The sequence below is a fragment of the Salinibacillus kushneri genome, from assembly GCF_900111405.1.
Lineage (GTDB): Bacteria > Bacillota > Bacilli > Bacillales > Alkalibacillaceae > Salinibacillus > Salinibacillus kushneri.
In genome coordinates this window covers 170158-186648 of the sequence record NZ_FOHJ01000005.1, presented here as the reverse complement: position 1 = coordinate 186648, position 16491 = coordinate 170158, and the positions used below count along the sequence as shown (strand labels likewise).

General features: G+C 35.5%; 20 protein-coding genes. 14 read left to right on the top strand and 6 right to left on the bottom strand.

Annotated elements, in window-relative coordinates:
- Window positions 1-180: 180 nt before the first annotated feature.
- The 3 genes from BMX63_RS09270 to BMX63_RS09260 form a co-directional block, all read right to left on the bottom strand.
- Window positions 181-708: a hypothetical protein gene (locus BMX63_RS09270; protein WP_093134546.1), complete on the bottom strand. Its 528-nt coding sequence runs from the start codon at window positions 706-708 to the stop codon at window positions 181-183.
- Between the two features lie 424 nt (window positions 709-1132).
- Window positions 1133-1324, bottom strand: a complete 192-nt coding sequence (locus BMX63_RS09265; protein ID WP_093134544.1) for a hypothetical protein — start codon at window positions 1322-1324, stop codon at window positions 1133-1135.
- Between the two features lie 72 nt (window positions 1325-1396).
- Window positions 1397-1963: a hypothetical protein gene (locus tag BMX63_RS09260; RefSeq protein ID WP_093134542.1), complete on the bottom strand. Its 567-nt coding sequence runs from the start codon at window positions 1961-1963 to the stop codon at window positions 1397-1399.
- 266 nt (window positions 1964-2229) lie between these two features.
- Here BMX63_RS09260 and BMX63_RS09255 point away from each other — a divergent pair, with 266 nt between their 5' ends.
- The 5 genes from BMX63_RS09255 (at window position 2230) to BMX63_RS09230 (ending at window position 6194) form a co-directional block, all read left to right on the top strand.
- Window positions 2230-3231: an LLM class flavin-dependent oxidoreductase gene (locus BMX63_RS09255; protein WP_093134539.1), complete on the top strand. Its 1002-nt coding sequence runs from the start codon at window positions 2230-2232 to the stop codon at window positions 3229-3231.
- 244 nt (window positions 3232-3475) lie between these two features.
- Window positions 3476-4363, top strand: a complete 888-nt coding sequence (locus tag BMX63_RS09250) for a TIGR01777 family oxidoreductase (RefSeq protein WP_093134536.1) — start codon at window positions 3476-3478, stop codon at window positions 4361-4363.
- A gap of 95 nt (window positions 4364-4458) precedes the next feature.
- Window positions 4459-4860, top strand: coding sequence for a hypothetical protein (locus tag BMX63_RS09245; protein WP_093134534.1), 402 nt, complete (start codon window positions 4459-4461; stop codon window positions 4858-4860).
- A gap of 144 nt (window positions 4861-5004) precedes the next feature.
- Window positions 5005-5478 (top strand): hypothetical protein, encoded by a 474-nt coding sequence (locus BMX63_RS09240; RefSeq protein WP_245732792.1) that lies wholly within the window; start codon window positions 5005-5007, stop codon window positions 5476-5478.
- Window positions 5479-5729: 251 nt separating this feature from the next.
- Window positions 5730-6194 (top strand): VOC family protein, encoded by a 465-nt coding sequence (locus tag BMX63_RS09230; RefSeq protein WP_093134528.1) that lies wholly within the window; start codon window positions 5730-5732, stop codon window positions 6192-6194.
- 315 nt (window positions 6195-6509) lie between these two features.
- Here the strand turns inward: BMX63_RS09230 and BMX63_RS09225 are convergent, their stop codons facing one another.
- The gene (locus BMX63_RS09225) at window positions 6510-7154 is read right to left on the bottom strand and encodes an HAD-IA family hydrolase (RefSeq protein WP_093134526.1); all 645 of its coding nucleotides are present in this window, start codon (window positions 7152-7154) and stop codon (window positions 6510-6512) included.
- A 353-nt stretch (window positions 7155-7507) separates the two neighbouring features.
- Between BMX63_RS09225 and BMX63_RS09220 the strand changes: the two genes are divergently transcribed.
- The 4 genes from BMX63_RS09220 to BMX63_RS09205 are packed head-to-tail and all read left to right on the top strand — an operon-like array spanning window position 7508 to window position 9761.
- Window positions 7508-7837, top strand: a complete 330-nt coding sequence (locus tag BMX63_RS09220; RefSeq protein ID WP_093134753.1) for a YkvA family protein — start codon at window positions 7508-7510, stop codon at window positions 7835-7837.
- 38 nt (window positions 7838-7875) lie between these two features.
- Complete coding sequence (locus BMX63_RS09215) at window positions 7876-8406, top strand: DUF4269 domain-containing protein (RefSeq protein WP_093134523.1); 531 nt, start codon at window positions 7876-7878, stop codon at window positions 8404-8406.
- Window positions 8407-8459: 53 nt separating this feature from the next.
- Window positions 8460-8948, top strand: coding sequence for a GNAT family N-acetyltransferase (locus BMX63_RS09210; RefSeq protein WP_093134520.1), 489 nt, complete (start codon window positions 8460-8462; stop codon window positions 8946-8948).
- Window positions 8949-8984: 36 nt separating this feature from the next.
- Window positions 8985-9761: a class I SAM-dependent methyltransferase gene (locus BMX63_RS09205; RefSeq protein WP_093134518.1), complete on the top strand. Its 777-nt coding sequence runs from the start codon at window positions 8985-8987 to the stop codon at window positions 9759-9761.
- Between the two features lie 371 nt (window positions 9762-10132).
- On the opposite strand, the gene BMX63_RS09200 is transcribed toward BMX63_RS09205, so the two are convergent.
- On the bottom strand, window positions 10133-10336 hold the full coding sequence (locus BMX63_RS09200) for a hypothetical protein (RefSeq protein ID WP_093134515.1): 204 nt from the start codon (window positions 10334-10336) through the stop codon (window positions 10133-10135).
- Between the two features lie 234 nt (window positions 10337-10570).
- Window positions 10571-10720, bottom strand: coding sequence for a VOC family protein (locus BMX63_RS18750; RefSeq protein ID WP_342732258.1), 150 nt, complete (start codon window positions 10718-10720; stop codon window positions 10571-10573).
- A gap of 212 nt (window positions 10721-10932) precedes the next feature.
- Between BMX63_RS18750 and BMX63_RS09190 the strand changes: the two genes are divergently transcribed.
- The 5 genes from BMX63_RS09190 (at window position 10933) to BMX63_RS09170 (ending at window position 16398) form a co-directional block, all read left to right on the top strand.
- Window positions 10933-11493, top strand: a complete 561-nt coding sequence (locus tag BMX63_RS09190; RefSeq protein ID WP_093134513.1) for a VanZ family protein — start codon at window positions 10933-10935, stop codon at window positions 11491-11493.
- 54 nt (window positions 11494-11547) lie between these two features.
- Complete coding sequence (locus BMX63_RS09185; RefSeq protein WP_093134510.1) at window positions 11548-12795, top strand: MFS transporter; 1248 nt, start codon at window positions 11548-11550, stop codon at window positions 12793-12795.
- Between the two features lie 35 nt (window positions 12796-12830).
- On the top strand, window positions 12831-13388 hold the full coding sequence (locus tag BMX63_RS09180) for a GNAT family N-acetyltransferase (protein ID WP_093134508.1): 558 nt from the start codon (window positions 12831-12833) through the stop codon (window positions 13386-13388).
- Between the two features lie 164 nt (window positions 13389-13552).
- Window positions 13553-15487: an FUSC family protein gene (locus tag BMX63_RS09175; protein WP_093134505.1), complete on the top strand. Its 1935-nt coding sequence runs from the start codon at window positions 13553-13555 to the stop codon at window positions 15485-15487.
- 116 nt (window positions 15488-15603) lie between these two features.
- On the top strand, window positions 15604-16398 hold the full coding sequence (locus BMX63_RS09170) for an MBL fold metallo-hydrolase (protein ID WP_093134503.1): 795 nt from the start codon (window positions 15604-15606) through the stop codon (window positions 16396-16398).
- The last annotated feature ends 93 nt before the right edge of the window (window positions 16399-16491 follow it).

Here is a 16491-nt window from a genome sequence, read left to right as displayed (position 1 = left end):
TTGAATAATAAGTGTAACTCTTGAGATGTTTTACTATTGGATACATCAATCGTAAACACTTTACCCAATAGAACACCTCAATTGAAGTATTGCACCCGTGTTTGTTTAAGTACAATAATTCACAAATCGATTACATGAAGTCTGAAATAATAATTTTTATAACGTGAAGTGAGGGAGAATTTAGTTTAAGTTTTCAGAAAAACTGTTATTATAATATTCCTTTTTTCTTGAAGAGGTGATGGAAATATAAATCAATACGATGATACAGAATAATAGAGTAAAATGATAAAGGATATGAAGCGTATTTGGAACAATTCCATTCATTATTGGAAGGAAAGAATGGGTATCTCCAAACATTTGATTATATCTTTCGACTTTTTGTTCTGCACCATACCCAAAAAAGTAAGGAATCCACCAGGATGTTAGCACCCCGACAAAGATACATAGTGGATGAATAATTAACCAAAGTTTAGTCCAGATTGGATACCTTTTTCCCATAAAAATGATTACCAGTCCCATTAATAGTAAAATTTGAGTAACATTAATCAATGTAACAGTGATTAATTCATTAAATGAATGTTCTTCTCTAATGGCTTGAACGTCATTTAATGAACCTAAAGGAACCCAATCTTGCACGATCATAAATAACAGAATAAAACTAAGTCCAGCCATCAATAGTTTTTCTGAAAAACGAATATCTCTTTTCACTATTTACCCCCTATGTATTCATATACTCTCCATTACAATTGCAAGAAAATTTTATCATTTTCAGATAGTTCTTTCTATATATCCCAGGTCTAAATTATTATAAAGCTTAGGTCTTAAAATATCGTCGTATTTTAAACTAATGTTACATTCTGGGCTGTTACACTAAATTGCTCCGTTCGTTTTAAGAATAATCATTCACAAACTTTAACATCAACATAGTAATTAACACTTCTACCCTAAATATAATGGAAGTTGTCATTCTGCTATTCGAATTGAGATTTTGTATGCTCATTCAAGTGTTACTATCAAATAATCGTTAATATATAAGGAAAAAATAAGAGACCAAATCATATGCGATTTGGTCTGCTTTTAAGTATGATATTTCGTATGTTTCTCCACCAAAACGGAACTATTTTCCCTTAATTCAGGAGCATTTATTTACTTCCCGATATTTGGACCAACTTATTTTTCTTGTATCTACCTGATCTAACATCTTGTTCTTCAATAAAATGGTGTCCATTTGAATGTTAATAGTATATTCTTTAAATTTTTGTTTCATTTCCTCAATCGAATATCCAATCATATTTGGTATATAAATGTATGTGTTATCTTTCATCAGATTTTGTTTCCCATGTAATGTTCAACCTGTTATCGACAATTTTATATTCTTGGTTAATGATTTTTCACCTTAATCCTGGTCTGAAGTCCGAAGCCTTAAAACAAATCGAGTCAGCCAGTAAGCAATAGATACGATACCTATATCAACAAGAAACACATAAAACTGATTCATCCCCTTGTTAAAAGATACAAGTCCCATATATTCTTCCAAAGTTGCAAAACCAAACGCAAATATTGCACTTAGGACAGCTATATACAGGAAATAGTTTTTCTTATGATTTGTACAGTACTGATATACGAGCATATATCCTACAGGAAGAACCGCAGAATTCAAGCTTAAAGCAGAGGGTAATAAAGGAATTAGGAAATAATGATGAACAAAAAAGGACGTACTTCCAACAATTGTATCCGCATAGGTCCAAAGTAAATTAACAGAAAAGCCGTAGAAGAGTATTTCAAAGATTCTACTACGGTCAACTGAAAAGTATAATATAATTAAAGGGGCTACCAATAAGAAGACAATATACCAAAACTGCCATGTATCAAAGTAGGAATATTGCTTCCAATATTCAAACATTGTAGAATTTAGTTTCTCGTTCAAATCATAGATGGAGCTCCAATATTCCTGAAAGCTCATAAATAAGTAACCTCCAAATTATTCATCCTATCCTTATTTTTTGATGTGGTAAATGATTTATTCATGAAAGTTAAGTATAAACTTTAAAAACTAAAACATAAGGGTAAAAAACAATTTTTGATTTCATGCAGTTAGTTTTTTAATGGGGCAAAATAGACGAAAGCACCACTCTAAAAAAGCATTAAATATGAAAAGTAAGGTAAGCTGTGTTATGCTACAAAAGAATTTGTATTTTCTTCAAGTTTTAGAACAAAGGAGAGTTTAACATGGCAAATATTAATATCCCATTATCCGTGTTAAACCTAGCACCAATCCGTCAGGGAAAAGAAGAAAAAGATGCGATTGATGATATGGTCGATTTAGCACAAGCAACGGAAGAAATGGGCTACGAACGTTATTGGATAGCGGAGCATCATAATACAAAAACACTGGTAAGCTCAGCTACCTCACTCTTAATCAAACATACATTGGAAAATACAAGCAAAATACGTGTCGGCTCTGGCGGAATTATGCTGCCAAACCATTCTCCACTAGTAGTCGCGGAACAATTTGGCACAATGGAAACTCTTTATCCAAACCGTTTAGATTTAGGTCTTGGCCGTGCACCTGGTACGGATATGCTTACCGCAAGTGCACTTCGACGTTCTCAAAGTGATACTGTGAATTCCTTTCCACAGGATGTAAAATCCTTACTCACATATTTTGGATCAGAAGAAAGCCAGGGTTTCGTTAAAGCACATTTAGCCATAGGCACACATATACCGATTTATATTCTAGGTTCATCACCTGATTCAGCTGTTTTAGCAGCTAGGTTGGGACTTCCTTATGTTTTTGCTGCCCACTTTGCTCCAAGATATTTGGAGGAGGCCATGAGTATTTATCGGGATCAATTCGAGCCATCTGAATACTTAGATAAGCCGTATATGATGGTCTGTCTAAATGTGATAGCTGCTGAAACAGATGAAGAAGCTAAAATGGAATCGACAACCATGCAGCAATTTTTCTTAAATGTAGTCCGAGGTTCACAAAATTTCTTAAGTCCTCCAGTAGATAATATTGATGAACTCTGGAGTCCGCAAGAAAAAGCGGCTGCAACCTCCATGTCAAGTGTGACATTTATGGGAAGTAAAGCTACAATCAGAGAGCAGCTAACCAGCTTCCAGGAAAAATATGATGTCGATGAGATTATGGTTGTCTCCTATATTTATGATACAGCCAAGCAAAAGCGATCTTATGAAATTTTAAAAGAAGTAGTGGATGGAAAATAAATGTGAACGAAATACCGGAAAATATGGTGCAGTCCAATTTTATAAATTGGGCTGTTTTTTTGGGGGATATATATAATTTATCAAATTGCCATATGGGAATTTATGCTAAACTTAATGTGAAAGTATTGATTATTCAAGTTGAAAAAATTCCTTATTAAGGATTGATATTATGAAAAAAGAGGGGGCATCTGGAGTAGCAACTATACGTACAACCAGCTTTTATTTCTGAACTGGAGGAATTCTTATGAAAAAGGTCGTTTTAGCTGGAGGAACTGGCTTTATTGGGAATTATTTTGAGAAAAAGTTTCATGAGCTAGGATTTCAGGTCCTCGTTATTTCTAGAAACTCCCCACATATAGTTTGGGATGATCGAGCTAAAATCGTCAAAGCATTAGAGAATGCAGAGCTTTTGATTAATCTGGCCGGAAAATCGGTAAACTGTCGTTACAATGAAAAAAATAAGCAGGAAATCATGAATTCAAGGATTGAGACAACAAGAATACTCGGGGAATCCATATTGCAATGTCAAAATCCACCTAAAGTATGGATGAATTCCAGTACAGCAACGATTTATCGTCATGCTGAGGACCGGCCGATGACTGAAGAGAATGGCGAGATTGGCTCCGGCTTCTCTGTTGATGTGGCGACGAATTGGGAGAAGGCCTTTTTTGAATTTGATTTACCTGACACAAGACAGGTTGCTTTACGAACGGCTATTGTATTAGGTCAAGATGGAGGCGTAATAACTCCTTATAAAAATTTAGCAAGGTTTGGTCTTGGTGGTGCTCAGGGATCAGGTAACCAAAGATTTAGCTGGATTCATATTGAAGATTTATTTCAAATCGTTCTCTTTTTAAAGGACCGGGATGACCTTATTGGGGCTTTTAATTGTTCTGCTCCAAATCCTGTAATCAATCAAGAACAGATGAGACTCATACGAAAGGAAATGAAGGTTCCATTTGGTTTGCCGGCACCAAAATGGTTACTCGAAATGGGAGCGGTATTTATTAGGACAGAAACGGTACTGGTCTTGAAAAGCCGTTGGGTTCTTCCAGAAAGATTAGAGAAAGCAGGTTACACATTCACGTTTAGGACGCTTCAGGAGACGCTGCAGGATGTATTACATAAGTGAGATAATGCTTATTTTCTTTTTGGATGTTGCATCTCTAACATGATAGATTAATAAGAAGATAGGAATACAGTAATCAGAAGAAAGGGAAGGCTGTTATGGATTTTATTCTGTTTATTTTGTTTGTTGCCATTGGCTGGTGCGTATTAATTGGTACGACAGGAAAAGAGAAAAAGTGGATAGGTGGAGCAGGTGGCTTATTAGTCATTATATTTATCGTTGTAAGCCAGATTATTAAAGTCCAATCCGGTTTTTTTATAGAACGTTCTCGGGATAGTTCTATTCCGGTTGGACAATGGGTTGTCTCTAGTTGTGTCGTTTTAGGAATTTACCTGCTTGCCATGATTAATTATCGCTTGATTAAAGCAGCTGTTAGAAGACAATCGTGGCAAAGATGGGGTCTTATTTTTGCAGACATCTTATTTACTGTCATTTATGTTTGGGCAGGAAGTATTGCCTTATTCGTAGTCGCCTTCACCTATTTTCCGTTTGCCCCTTAGGGTAGTACAAAATACAATATTAAAGCGTTTTCGTTTATATCATTTGTATTTGAAATAACCGATATATCTGATATATTGGATTGGAAAAATCTAATAATTAGTTTTCATTAACTTATGTATGTACTGAATATGGAGGTGAACAAAATGATATCAAGAAAAATTATTTCGGCGTCTGTTACAGGTTCTATGTTTGCCATTTTGCTAGCTCTTATTGAGCCAAACCCATTTGGAGAAACTATCCCATCAATGTCAGATTATTTATTTGCGGTTGTATTAGCCACCCCCGTTTATTTGTTGTATAGTTTCCCGGCTATTTTAATTTACGGAGTGTTAACGTCTATTATTAGTGATAAAGTAAGTCAAATGATATCAACAAAAATAGAAAATGAAAAATCAGAAATAATTATCTCTGGTATTTTGCACCTTGTTTTTGGTCTTATATTACTGTTGTATAGTTTAGGTGCTTCTATGTTGTTTTTTATTACTGATAGAGTTCTACAAAAGAAAAATAGAGATTATAAGCTGTTACAAGCAATGAAGAGTTTGGCAATTCCATTAGCAGTCTGGCTTATTTTTATGGGTAGTGTATATTTAGAGCATCTTTTAATAAGCAGTTAAACAAGAGTTGGGAAGCTTTATTGAAGATTTCCCAATTTTCATCTATTTTTCATCATTCACGTTTAAAAGAGCCTATGTAAAAATCATTTCGGAACATTATATCTTTATTGCTTTTGTAACCTGGCTTGTTTTTAAGGAAAAAGCCCGAGTATGGGTAAACTTCATCAAAAGTTGTAGTAAATTTGCATCCATTATCCGAAGCAACCTATACGGTTTGCTTGTATGTTTATTAAAGATAGGAGACGGTTAAAGTGATTAAAGGATTATATGAAGCCCATTTACCAGTAAGTGATTTAAAACGCTCAATTGCCTTTTATCAAGAGTTGGGATTGGCGTTTGATCATCAGGTTGAAGATCGACTAGCTTTTTTATGGATTGAAAAAGATAAAAGCTGGCTGGGCCTATGGAAGACCGACAAAGTAGAACTAGACTATCATCCTTCTATTAGACATATTGCATTTCAGGTAACCTTGGAAGATTTGGAACAATCTGTTGAATGGCTTAGAAGTAAAGGATATCAACCTAGAAAGGCCTTTGGGTTTGAACCGGTTGAACCGTTTGTTATGCCTCATGATGGTTATGCTCATGCGAAAATTCACTTCAATGACCCTGATGGAAATAGTTTGGAATTCATTTCTAAACTTGATAATCCTAAAAAACTTACAAATCGAATGTACTTAAGTGAGTGGAAAAAGCGTAGTGAAAGGAATGAATAATGTTTATCTCTTTTACATGTAAAATATTGGGCTTGTTTAGGGAGGAAGAATGCATATAAAAGATTTAAATGATGTATCAATTTATCAACATTACTAGGTGAAAATGTTAGTGTGCTTAACTTTATATCTGGAGACCAACTCGCTTTGAAGAAAGTTACGATAAGTTACAGATACAAATGGAGTAAACATCGAAATTATTAGTACTTAATCATTGATACGACTGTTCTAGCTTTAGCAGTCGTATCATAATTTAGAGAGAACTTAAGATGAAAGGCTTCTCATTATAGAATGTGCTGCTATCTATATATGTAATTTCTACAACTTGGTTTTTAGCTGGGTTAAATCATCTATAACCATATCAGCCTCAGCAAGTTCATCATCTCTTGAGAAATCAAATTGACATCCTATCGAAACAAAACCATTATCTTTTGCTGCCTTTATATCGGATAGGCGGTCACCCACAACTGCTGCATGCGATATTCCATATTTTTTTGCAATATGCTGAACTAAATCTGATTTACTCAACGATTGAATCTGCTGGATACTAAATGTTTCTGTCACCCAGCGATCTAACTGATAGAAATCTACTATGGCCTTTAAGTACTCTATAAGTCCATTACTTGCTATGTAAATTGAATAATTCTGCTCTTTTAAATAACTAAAAACTTCTTTGACATGGGGGTATAAAGCACCTTTCCCGTTCTTTATATTGTCAACTAACCTTTCCAGAAAATAAGCATCCGTTTGTTTCCTTTCTTCCTGAGAGTGATTGGGTAACAGGGTTTCCCAAACTTTTGGTAAAGGCACACCCATTATTTCGCGATATTTGTCAATAGGAGTTCCACTATCCCATTTATCTAAGGAACGTAAATGGTTAAACCTATCTTCAAGTGACAATTCTAATATCTTGTCTGTTTGGAATAATGTTCCGTCCATATCAAAGATTAGTGATTGTGACATTAACTTTCTCTCCCTTTTTTAGGTCTATAAAACTTTTTTCTAGTGATGAATACGGGTTCAACTATCATTTATCTCCATTTAATTTCACTTCAGTCGGGACCTTTGAACAAAGTGAACTGTTTGCATTCATTACCTTTACGCCAGCATCACAATATTATGGAGCCCTAATGAATTTAAAACCTTAAGTAAGTACGTTAACCAGGTGCATACCTGCGTTTAGTAGATGTGCCTGGTTATGGATTAAGAACTGATATCACTGTAAATACTTATAATACCATTATAATAAAAGTAGGAACAGGGTGTCAGGATTGAAAAATATCAAGGACTGGGCGAAGCGATTAAAACAAAAAGTTATGGTTCTGTATTTGGCTTACAAGGATGAAAGAGTTTCCTGGTATACGAAGTGTTTTACAGCCTTTGTAGTAGCTTATGCATTTAGTCCGATTGATTTAGTACCTGATTTTATTCCGATACTTGGATACTTAGATGATCTTATTCTTGTGCCATTAGGCATAAAGCTGGCATTAGGAATGATCCCTAAGGAAGTAATAGTAGAGAGTGAGGGGAAAATAAAAGAAATAGATGAAAGGGAGCAGCCAAATAGTTGGACGGCTGTTATTTTCATATTGCTGACTTGGGTTATCTTACTCATATGGATTACTTTAGAATGGTTTGATTTGTAAAAAGACGAGGAAACTGTGGGGGAGGAGAGGAAACCATTATGTTTGAAACCATTGATCATTTGTATAGGGGGACGACGAAGCAAAACCTTGCGTATAAGGCTATTAAAGATTTGGGTATATTACACGATTTATCTGAGTTTCATCCGATTTTGTGTGGCACATTACCTATAGGAATTGATATTGAGCGTTCTGATTTAGATGTGATTATGGAAGCTTATCATTTAGACGCATTTGAGAAAAAGCTAAGACACCTTTATGGTGAAAAGGACCACTTCATAGTTAAAAGGAACACGATTCGCGGTGTTCCGGTAGTAAAAGCAAACTTTTATTACAAGGAATTTGAATTTGAACTTTTTGGTCAGCCCGAGCCTGTAACAGAACAAAATGCCTACCTTCATATGATCATAGAACACGCTATCATGTTAGAAATTCCCGGTATAAAAGAAGGAGTAATAAAACTTAAACAACAAGGAATAAAAACAGAACCTGCCTTCTGCAAAAAATTAGGATTGGAAGGAGATCCATACAAGCGACTTATAGACTTCGGCAGAAATAAAGGTTATATATAGTGGCATCTAGAAGTGGAAAAGCAGAGATTCTTTTAAAACAAGGAGAATAATAAATGAGAATTAACTTGGCAACTTCTATGGAATCTGAAGAGGTTCTCCATGTTTTAAATGAAGCCACGGTAGATTTGATGAAAAAAGAAATTGATCAATGGTCTTATCCTTGGAATAAAGATTATATTGATAAGGAAGTACAGAACCATAATGTCTATGTATTAATAAAAGATTATAGGATAATTGGAACCTTTTTTTTAGAGGAAATAAATAGACTTAGTCATCTTACATTGAGTCCTAATAGTTTTTACCTGTCTAAAATAGCCCTTTTACCTGAATTCCAAGGCAAAAAACTGGGTGCTAAGCTTATCAATTATGCCTGTTCGTACGCAAAAGAGTTAAATAAAAGTCTGTATTTAGATTGCTGGTCAGGAAATATAAAGCTAAGAAACTTTTATTCTCGGAATGGGTTCATGTATATGGGGGATTTTCCTGAAGAAGATTATTTTATCAGTGTTTTCAAGTATAGTTCATCGTCCTGTATAAACTAATTTATTGTATAAAGCTTTTAGAGAGGAGTGAAAAATGTGGGGATTGATTTCCATAGTAATAAAAATCGTTTCAAGTATGCAGATCGTCATGCGGATTCTACCTGGATGGAAACGATAACAAATCTAGTACCCATCGAACCTATTACTAGTGCTGTAGATATTGGATGCGGTGGAGGAATTTATTCCAAAGCTCTATTGGAATCAGGAGTGGATACAGTAATTGGTATTGATTTTTCTCAAGCTATGCTTGAAGGTGCAAAGGAAAAAGCTCAAGGGGATCAAAATCTGACGTTTAAATTTGGAAATGCTTACGAAACTGGATTAGAAGGAAATAACCATGATTTAGTTCTTGAACGAGCATTAATTCATCATATTAAAGACCTTGATGCATGTTTTGAGGAAGCATACCGGATTTTAGATGATAATGGGCTTTTGATTATTCAGGACCGTACCCCTGAAGATTGTTTCTTGGAAGGTACTATCAGTCATATTCGGGGATACTTTTTTGAATGCTTTCCAAGGCTAAAGGAAATTGAAATGAAGCGTAGACACAAAAGTTCATCAGTAATTGTAAAACTTAAAAAGGCAGGTTTTAGATACATAGAAGAAGTGAAATTATGGGAAACGAGAAAAGTATATAAAAATAAACAGCAATTATTACAAGATGTTAAAGGAAGAAGTGGTAGAAGTATTTTATATGAACTGACTGATCAGGAATTAAATAGGATACTTAATTTTATTGATCAAGAGTTGCCAGTAAATGACAAAATTATAGAAAAAGATCGGTGGACCATTTGGAAAGCTGTAAAATAAACCGAAATGAGAAGAGACGGATATAACCTCTATAGGAATTAAACTAATAGCATTGTTTATCCTCTTAAGTACATGTGGAATACCGGGAGAGGTGGTGTATAAATAGAGGGTGTAGTTTTATTAATTAAACATGGTAAAAGGCTAATGGAAAGGGAGAATACAGTTCCTACCGTTCTATTTTAAAGAAAGATAAAGTTGAGTATGTAGTCTATAGTTTGTAATGCGTTCCTTAATTAGATAGTCCCATATATCTCCCTCTATTCATTGGGAAGTTTTTCAGCATGACTATTGGTATAAAAACAACAAATCTCTTTTGTTCAGGAAAGGTAGGTAAATGACTTCTTGACTCAAAATTGTCCAGAAAACAGATTTTATTTTAAAATCACAAAAATAGTTATAATGGTCACTTTAAAGTGTAAGCATATTCTAACGATTTTATCTTCGTTGGTTTCTCTAACATATTGGTATACATTATGCCATAGCTTGGGTAAAGGACAAATCATACTACCATTCCATTTTCCTGCCGAACGAAAATCGATTAATATAAATGAACGCTTGGCCTCTTTAAAATCCATAGTTCCTCCTCTATCATCTATTCGTTTCCAACTAATAAAAATTCATATTTCCTTCTGGTGCCTGCAACACAGCTACATGGACACCTAATGAATTCGAAAAGGATTTACGTATCCACTGAATCTTAGGATTAGACCTTATGTTGTCATAGGTCTCCCTGAACATCTTCCACAACAGTCTCGGTTTCAGCAAATCTCAAATGAGGGTTATTCTTTAGTACTAATTCTGAATTCCCATCAGGAAATTTCGTACCTGCTTAGTCTCCATTGTTTTTCCTGATTCTGATAGGTTTCCCAGGCTTTTGATAAAACTAGTGATTGGTAAAATTGTACAGATTCTTGAGTATCCTCTGTATAAATGGCAACACATTCAATTCTTTTCCACATTTATCTTCCTCTCCTTCACAAGGGGAACATATGTTCTTTAAATATCATACATTAAGTAAATTTGAAATACAACCACTTATTTTAATAAATCAGTCAAAAAGGAAATGTTGTTTATTCTCCATATTTGTGAGTTATCCATTAAGTTATTTGGAAAAAGATGTTAAGATAGTCTTGTACTGATAGAATTGAGGTAAAGGAAGGCGGAAAAATGGTTGAATTACAATGTATTTGTGATTGGAACAGCAATCTTACTTATATATATCGTCGTTGATATCATAAGGAATAAAACAAGGAATTTATTACGGAGAGTGATTTTTTACAGCTTTATATTTTATCTATTACATGTAGTACAAATGACTACTGGCGGCATTACTTTTCCACCGCAGAAGAATATGAACCCTACTTTTCAGATGATCCCTTTTTATTTTGTTGGGGATTTGTTCAATCTATATCGTTCAAATGGATTGGATTGGTTCTTTTGGAACTCTTTTAAGTTAACTTTTTTAAATTTTCTTTTATTAATGCCTTTAGGTGTTTACCTGTCTTTATTATTTAATGTGAGAAGCACTTTTAAAGTATCAGTCATTGTATTTTTAGTCTCTTTTACTTTAGAAACACTCCAATTTACATTAACTTATTTTGGAATGATTATGATGGGGCGAGAATTTAATGTTGATGATTTACTCATTAATACTTTAGGCGGAGTGCTTGTCTATATGATTTGTGAGTGTGTAAAACACATGATTATAGACAGGCATATAAATGAGCATTAGGGATCTCGCTACCCTCTTTCATGATTACTCTATAATTCTCGGAGTTGATGTTTTGTGACTAAGCAATCTCGTTTAATTTTTAGAAATAAAATCTTTTTCCGATTATGGATGGCTCAGAGTGGAAGTAGTTTAGGAGATTGGTTTAACCATGTCGCACTAGCTGCAACCACATTGAGTTTAACCCAATCTCCAACAGCTATGGGACTTGTGCTTTTATGCCGTGATTTACCACAAGTAACACTGTCCTTTTTAGCAGGGCCATTATTAGATCGGTTTTCAAAACGTTTGATGATGTACATATCTGATTTGGTACGAGCACTTGTTGCCATCGTATTCATTTGGGCTGCATTAGAACAGCAAATGTGGGCTTTTTATACAGGATCTGTGCTCATGGGAATAGCAAGCAGTGTATTTGGCCCGGCGAGAAATGCCACTATCCCGGGTGTTGTCGCAGAAAAAGATATCACAGAGGCAAATTCCTGGACGGTTGCTACGTCTGGCGTACTTTCTGTAGTGGGAGCGGCATTTGGTGGTCTGGTCTCTACAGTTGTTCAACCAGCTATCGCCTTCGCTGTTAATGCATTCAGCTATATATGGTCCGCCGCATGGATCTTAATCACAAAATGGAAGGAAGTAACGAGGGAACAGGATAAGGAGGAATCATCGTCATACTTCGCAGAGCTACGTGAAGGGTTTACCCTTTTAAAGGAGAATCGTATTATCATGGCTTTGATTTGCACAAGTGTGGCTTTTGCCATCATGTCAGGCCCTTATTTTGTCATGATACCTGTATTAGGTGATCTTATCTATAACCTTGGAGGTATAGGAATTGGTTTATTATATGTTGCAGATGGTTTAGCTTTTATTCTTTCAGCATCTTTAGTTGGTCGTGTTGTAGGTAATAATGTAACTTCTGCTCATAGGTGGTATGGATGGGGATTTGTTATTCAAGCTGCCTTTTTTGTTGCATTTGCATTTTCCACAAATGTGTGGGCCGGAATGATTTTTATCTTTTTATCTCAGTTAGGTGCAGGCATATTATTGACCCTAGGGATGACCATTTTACAAATGACAGTATCACCTGAAGTGCGTGGAAGAATTTTTGCCATTGATCACACAGTCGATACAGGGGTAAAACAGCTATCCCTGCTCATTTCAGGTCCAGCCATCTCGTTACTTGGTTCACCTATTGTCGGTATGATTGTTGGGGTAATTGGCGGATTTGCTGGGATTTCCTGGTGGTATGTGAGTAATCGGGAAAGAAAAAATGTTTCCCAGACATCTGAGCCTTATCAAATTTAACCGCATTCGATAGAAAAGGAGAAGGAATTTAAAATATGGTGGAATTAGTTGGAGAAAAGCTTTTATTAAGAGAAGCGTCAGATGAGGATATTGATGAATTATATTACTGGAAATTTGAAGAGAAGGAGCAAGCAGCCAAGAATTGGAACGGGCCATATATCCCGGAAGAGAAAATAAGTAGGGAAGAATATAGAAAACAATGGAACCATAATATTTTCTCAGAAATTCCTGGTTCACTTATTATAATAGCTAATGGTAAAACGATTGCCTATGTAGGCTCATACTGGGTAGATCAAAACACAAACTGGCTCGAAACAGGAATTGTTATCTATAATAAAAACTTCTGGAATGGCGGTTATGGCTTCGAAGCTTACAAACGTTGGATTGATTTTCTCTTTTCCGCTACAGATTTACATCGTTTAGGGATGTCAACATGGTCAGGGAATTTAAGAATGATTAAAGTAGCAGAAAAAGTAGGAATGCAAGAGGAAGCACGTATAAGGAAAGCGAGAACAGTTGATGGTAAATACTTTGACGCAATTAAAATGGGCGTTTTACGAGAAGAGTGGGAAGAGAAGGTGATTCCAAAATAAATGAAAATTATTTCCTTTATCCAACCTAATTTCATACCTATACGATAAATGCAAAATCCGAAAGTAAGCCCTTACTCTTCCACTGGTACAGGTTTCCTCATAAATCAATCTTTTGATATAATAGTAGAACTGGTCTTGTTTTCTGTTAGAAAGAAGTGACAAACATGAAAGAACATACTACCAAAAAATCTGAAATTATATTTGTAATTAAACAAGCTTTAAAGGTAAACAAAAAGCCATTTCCATGGGTTAAAGCCTTTTCTGCAGGTTTAGCTGCATCTCTTCCCATCCTGATTTGGCTGTTGGCTGGCCATTTAGAATATGGTTTGATTGCAGCAATGGGCGGTTTCACCTATCTATACGTCTTTGACGTGCCTTATGCCCAAAAGGCCAAGAAGCTTATTTTTGTTATTTTAGGCCTGACTTTAGTAACGGCATTGGGGACTCTGGTCGCTCCGTACCCACTTGCGATTGCTTTATTAATGGGGCTGATAGGTGCTGTTGCTATTTTTGTTTTCGGCGCTTTGCGTATTTCTGGCCCATCTGCTATCTTCTTTGTTTTAGTATTTGCCATGACCACAGGAATGCCGGTACAGCCTGAAGATGCTCTATTGCGCTCAGCACTTGTTTTCTCAAGCGGAATGCTGTCTTTTACCATTGCGATGATTGGATGGGTCTTTAATCCTCATGGACCTGAAACTAGTGTTGTTAAACGACTTTATGAAGAATTAGCAGAATTCCTTTCAGCAGTTGGTACCGAAACCTTTAATGAAGCTAGACATCGTGTTATGTCTATGCTTATAGAAGCAGATAACTCTTTAAAAGCAGGGTATATCCCATGGCGAAAAACGGACCATTTCAAGCGTTTATACTTATTGAATAATCATGCTCATAGTATATTTCTGTATATTGTTGAAAACTTTTCGGGTCAAAAAACAAAGCTGCCGCCAGAATTGGACCAAACCGTTCATCAAATTTCTATATCCTTAGATCAGAACAATCAAAGTGAACTAGATTATAAAAGTATTCGTCAATCCGAAGAAATGGATGAAAAAACGGAATCCTTATTCGAGCGAATTTATGATGCCGATGCAATCATGAATGTACCTGAAACCAGAATTGATCAGGATATTCCAGTAAACAAAACATCAATCAGACAGGTTATGGGTGGGGCATTTGATAAGAATTCCATTGTATTCCTTACAGCATTGCGATTTGGGTTTGTGACGATTATTGCAGCGGTGATTGCCTATCAATTCGGTTTTGCCAGGTCATATTGGGTTCCATTATCCTGTGTAGCTGTCATGTCAGGTTTTTCGATTGTCGCTACCTATCATCGTGGTATTCAACGAGCTTTTGGCACGTTAATAGGGATTGTTATTGCCAGTATTATTCTTGCAATTAATCCATCAGGCTATTTGATTGCTTTGTTTGTTTTAAGTCTTACCTTTATTACCGAATTGTTTATTGTTAAAAATTATGGATTAGCTGCTTTATTTTTCACCCCGAATGCTTTACTGATGGCGGAAAGTACAAGTCAAGGGAGCTTTACATTTGCGTATTTTGCATCCGCAAGAATAATCGATGTTATTATTGGAAGCCTAATTGGTTTGATAGGTGTCTGGACGATAGGAAGAAGGTCTGCATCCAGTCGAATTCCTCATCTCATCACAAAAACCATTCGCAGTCAGTCTCAATTACTTCTGGCCTTATTTTCTAACCAAGGAAAAGGTTTTGATGCTACTCAGAGCAGGGAGCTTCGAAAAATGCGTACCAATCTTAATAATTTAAACATTTTATACAATACAGCAGCTGGTGAAATTCCTGTTGACCGGAAAGCGCTCGCTTATTACTGGTCTGTCCTTTATTCCATTAATCATTTAAGCTATTTGCTGGAGAACTGTGCGATTAGTAATCGTCCAAACCTGTCGGATGATAACCTTGCCCAATTGATATATGTCTGTGAATCCATGGCAAATGCGGCCAGTCGAAAGCGAATTCCAACGGCAAAAGAAGTTCCGGAAATAGAAGAATTTCCGAGTATACAAAAGGAAATCATTTCCTTGCAAAAGTCCCTGCGAAATGAAGCTTCCCATTAGATAACTTAAGCGTCTCTCTAGATAGAGACGCTTTTTTTGCTACATAAAATGTTGAAAAAGGATAATAAGAGGTTATTCTTTGAATACGTTATGAATAAAGATGAGGGGGAATTTCAATGCTGAATCTTTATGAAAAAGAGAATGTGACTTGTGTAGAAGCAATCATTGAAAACTCCAAAGTGAGAGTAGGAAGAGTCTTTTTGTTTTTAGTGAATGGAATGTTGATTGATACAGGAACTCAATCAATTAAAGCAGCATTACTCGATTTCTTTAAAGAGAATTCGTTTGATTTTGTTACCTTAACGCATAGCCATGAAGATCATTCAGGATTAGCTCCTTGGATACAAGCAAATTGGGATATCCCGATATATGTCCATGAAAAAGGAATTCCGATATGCGAGCAATCCAGTCCATACCCAAAATATCGTCAAATTGCCTGGGGTAGACGGGATGCATTTAAGGCGTTACCACTTGGTGATACTATTCAATCCCGAAACCATAATTGGGATGTTATCTATACACCAGGTCATGCTGAAGACCACGTTTCCCTTTTACATAAAGAAACTGGTCGTTTATTTACAGGAGATCTATTTGTTTCTACAAAAACAAAGGTTATGATGGAGAGTGAGTCGATTCCTGTTATCATGAACTCAATCAGAAAATTACTCCATTATGACTTCCAATCTATTTTCTGCAGTCATTCAGGTTACTTTAAAAATGGAAAAGAGCTGTTAAAGGAGAAATTAGATTATCTTGAAAATGTAAGCGAACAGGTGAAGGAGCTATATAAGAGCGGGTTGTCCGTTTATGAAATTAAGCAAAAGTTCTTTCCGAAGCCATATCCGATTATCAAAATTTCTGGTGGGGAGTGGGATTCACTGCATGTGATTTCCTCCATTCTATCAGAGTGATTATAGAGTAGAGATTTTTCCTGAAATTGAATCGACGCTTTGGGGATGTGGAGAATAGAAAATACGTAAAATATAATGATAGAAGTGTAGTAT

Coding starts and splice junctions, on each gene's coding strand:
- BMX63_RS09265 (WP_093134544.1), bottom strand. CDS start 1,324: ATGAAAGATAACACATACATTTATATACCAAATATGATTGGATATTCG.
- BMX63_RS09260 (WP_093134542.1), bottom strand. CDS start 1,963: ATGAGCTTTCAGGAATATTGGAGCTCCATCTATGATTTGAACGAGAAA.
- BMX63_RS09255 (WP_093134539.1), top strand. CDS start 2,230: ATGGCAAATATTAATATCCCATTATCCGTGTTAAACCTAGCACCAATC.
- BMX63_RS09250 (WP_093134536.1), top strand. CDS start 3,476: ATGAAAAAGGTCGTTTTAGCTGGAGGAACTGGCTTTATTGGGAATTAT.
- BMX63_RS09245 (WP_093134534.1), top strand. CDS start 4,459: ATGGATTTTATTCTGTTTATTTTGTTTGTTGCCATTGGCTGGTGCGTA.
- BMX63_RS09240 (WP_245732792.1), top strand. CDS start 5,005: ATGATATCAAGAAAAATTATTTCGGCGTCTGTTACAGGTTCTATGTTT.
- BMX63_RS09225 (WP_093134526.1), bottom strand. CDS start 7,154: ATGTCACAATCACTAATCTTTGATATGGACGGAACATTATTCCAAACA.
- BMX63_RS09220 (WP_093134753.1), top strand. CDS start 7,508: ATGGTTCTGTATTTGGCTTACAAGGATGAAAGAGTTTCCTGGTATACG.
- BMX63_RS09215 (WP_093134523.1), top strand. CDS start 7,876: ATGTTTGAAACCATTGATCATTTGTATAGGGGGACGACGAAGCAAAAC.
- BMX63_RS09210 (WP_093134520.1), top strand. CDS start 8,460: ATGAGAATTAACTTGGCAACTTCTATGGAATCTGAAGAGGTTCTCCAT.
- BMX63_RS09200 (WP_093134515.1), bottom strand. CDS start 10,336: ATGGATTTTAAAGAGGCCAAGCGTTCATTTATATTAATCGATTTTCGT.
- BMX63_RS18750 (WP_342732258.1), bottom strand. CDS start 10,720: ATGTGGAAAAGAATTGAATGTGTTGCCATTTATACAGAGGATACTCAA.
- BMX63_RS09180 (WP_093134508.1), top strand. CDS start 12,831: ATGGTGGAATTAGTTGGAGAAAAGCTTTTATTAAGAGAAGCGTCAGAT.
- BMX63_RS09175 (WP_093134505.1), top strand. CDS start 13,553: ATGAAAGAACATACTACCAAAAAATCTGAAATTATATTTGTAATTAAA.
- BMX63_RS09170 (WP_093134503.1), top strand. CDS start 15,604: ATGCTGAATCTTTATGAAAAAGAGAATGTGACTTGTGTAGAAGCAATC.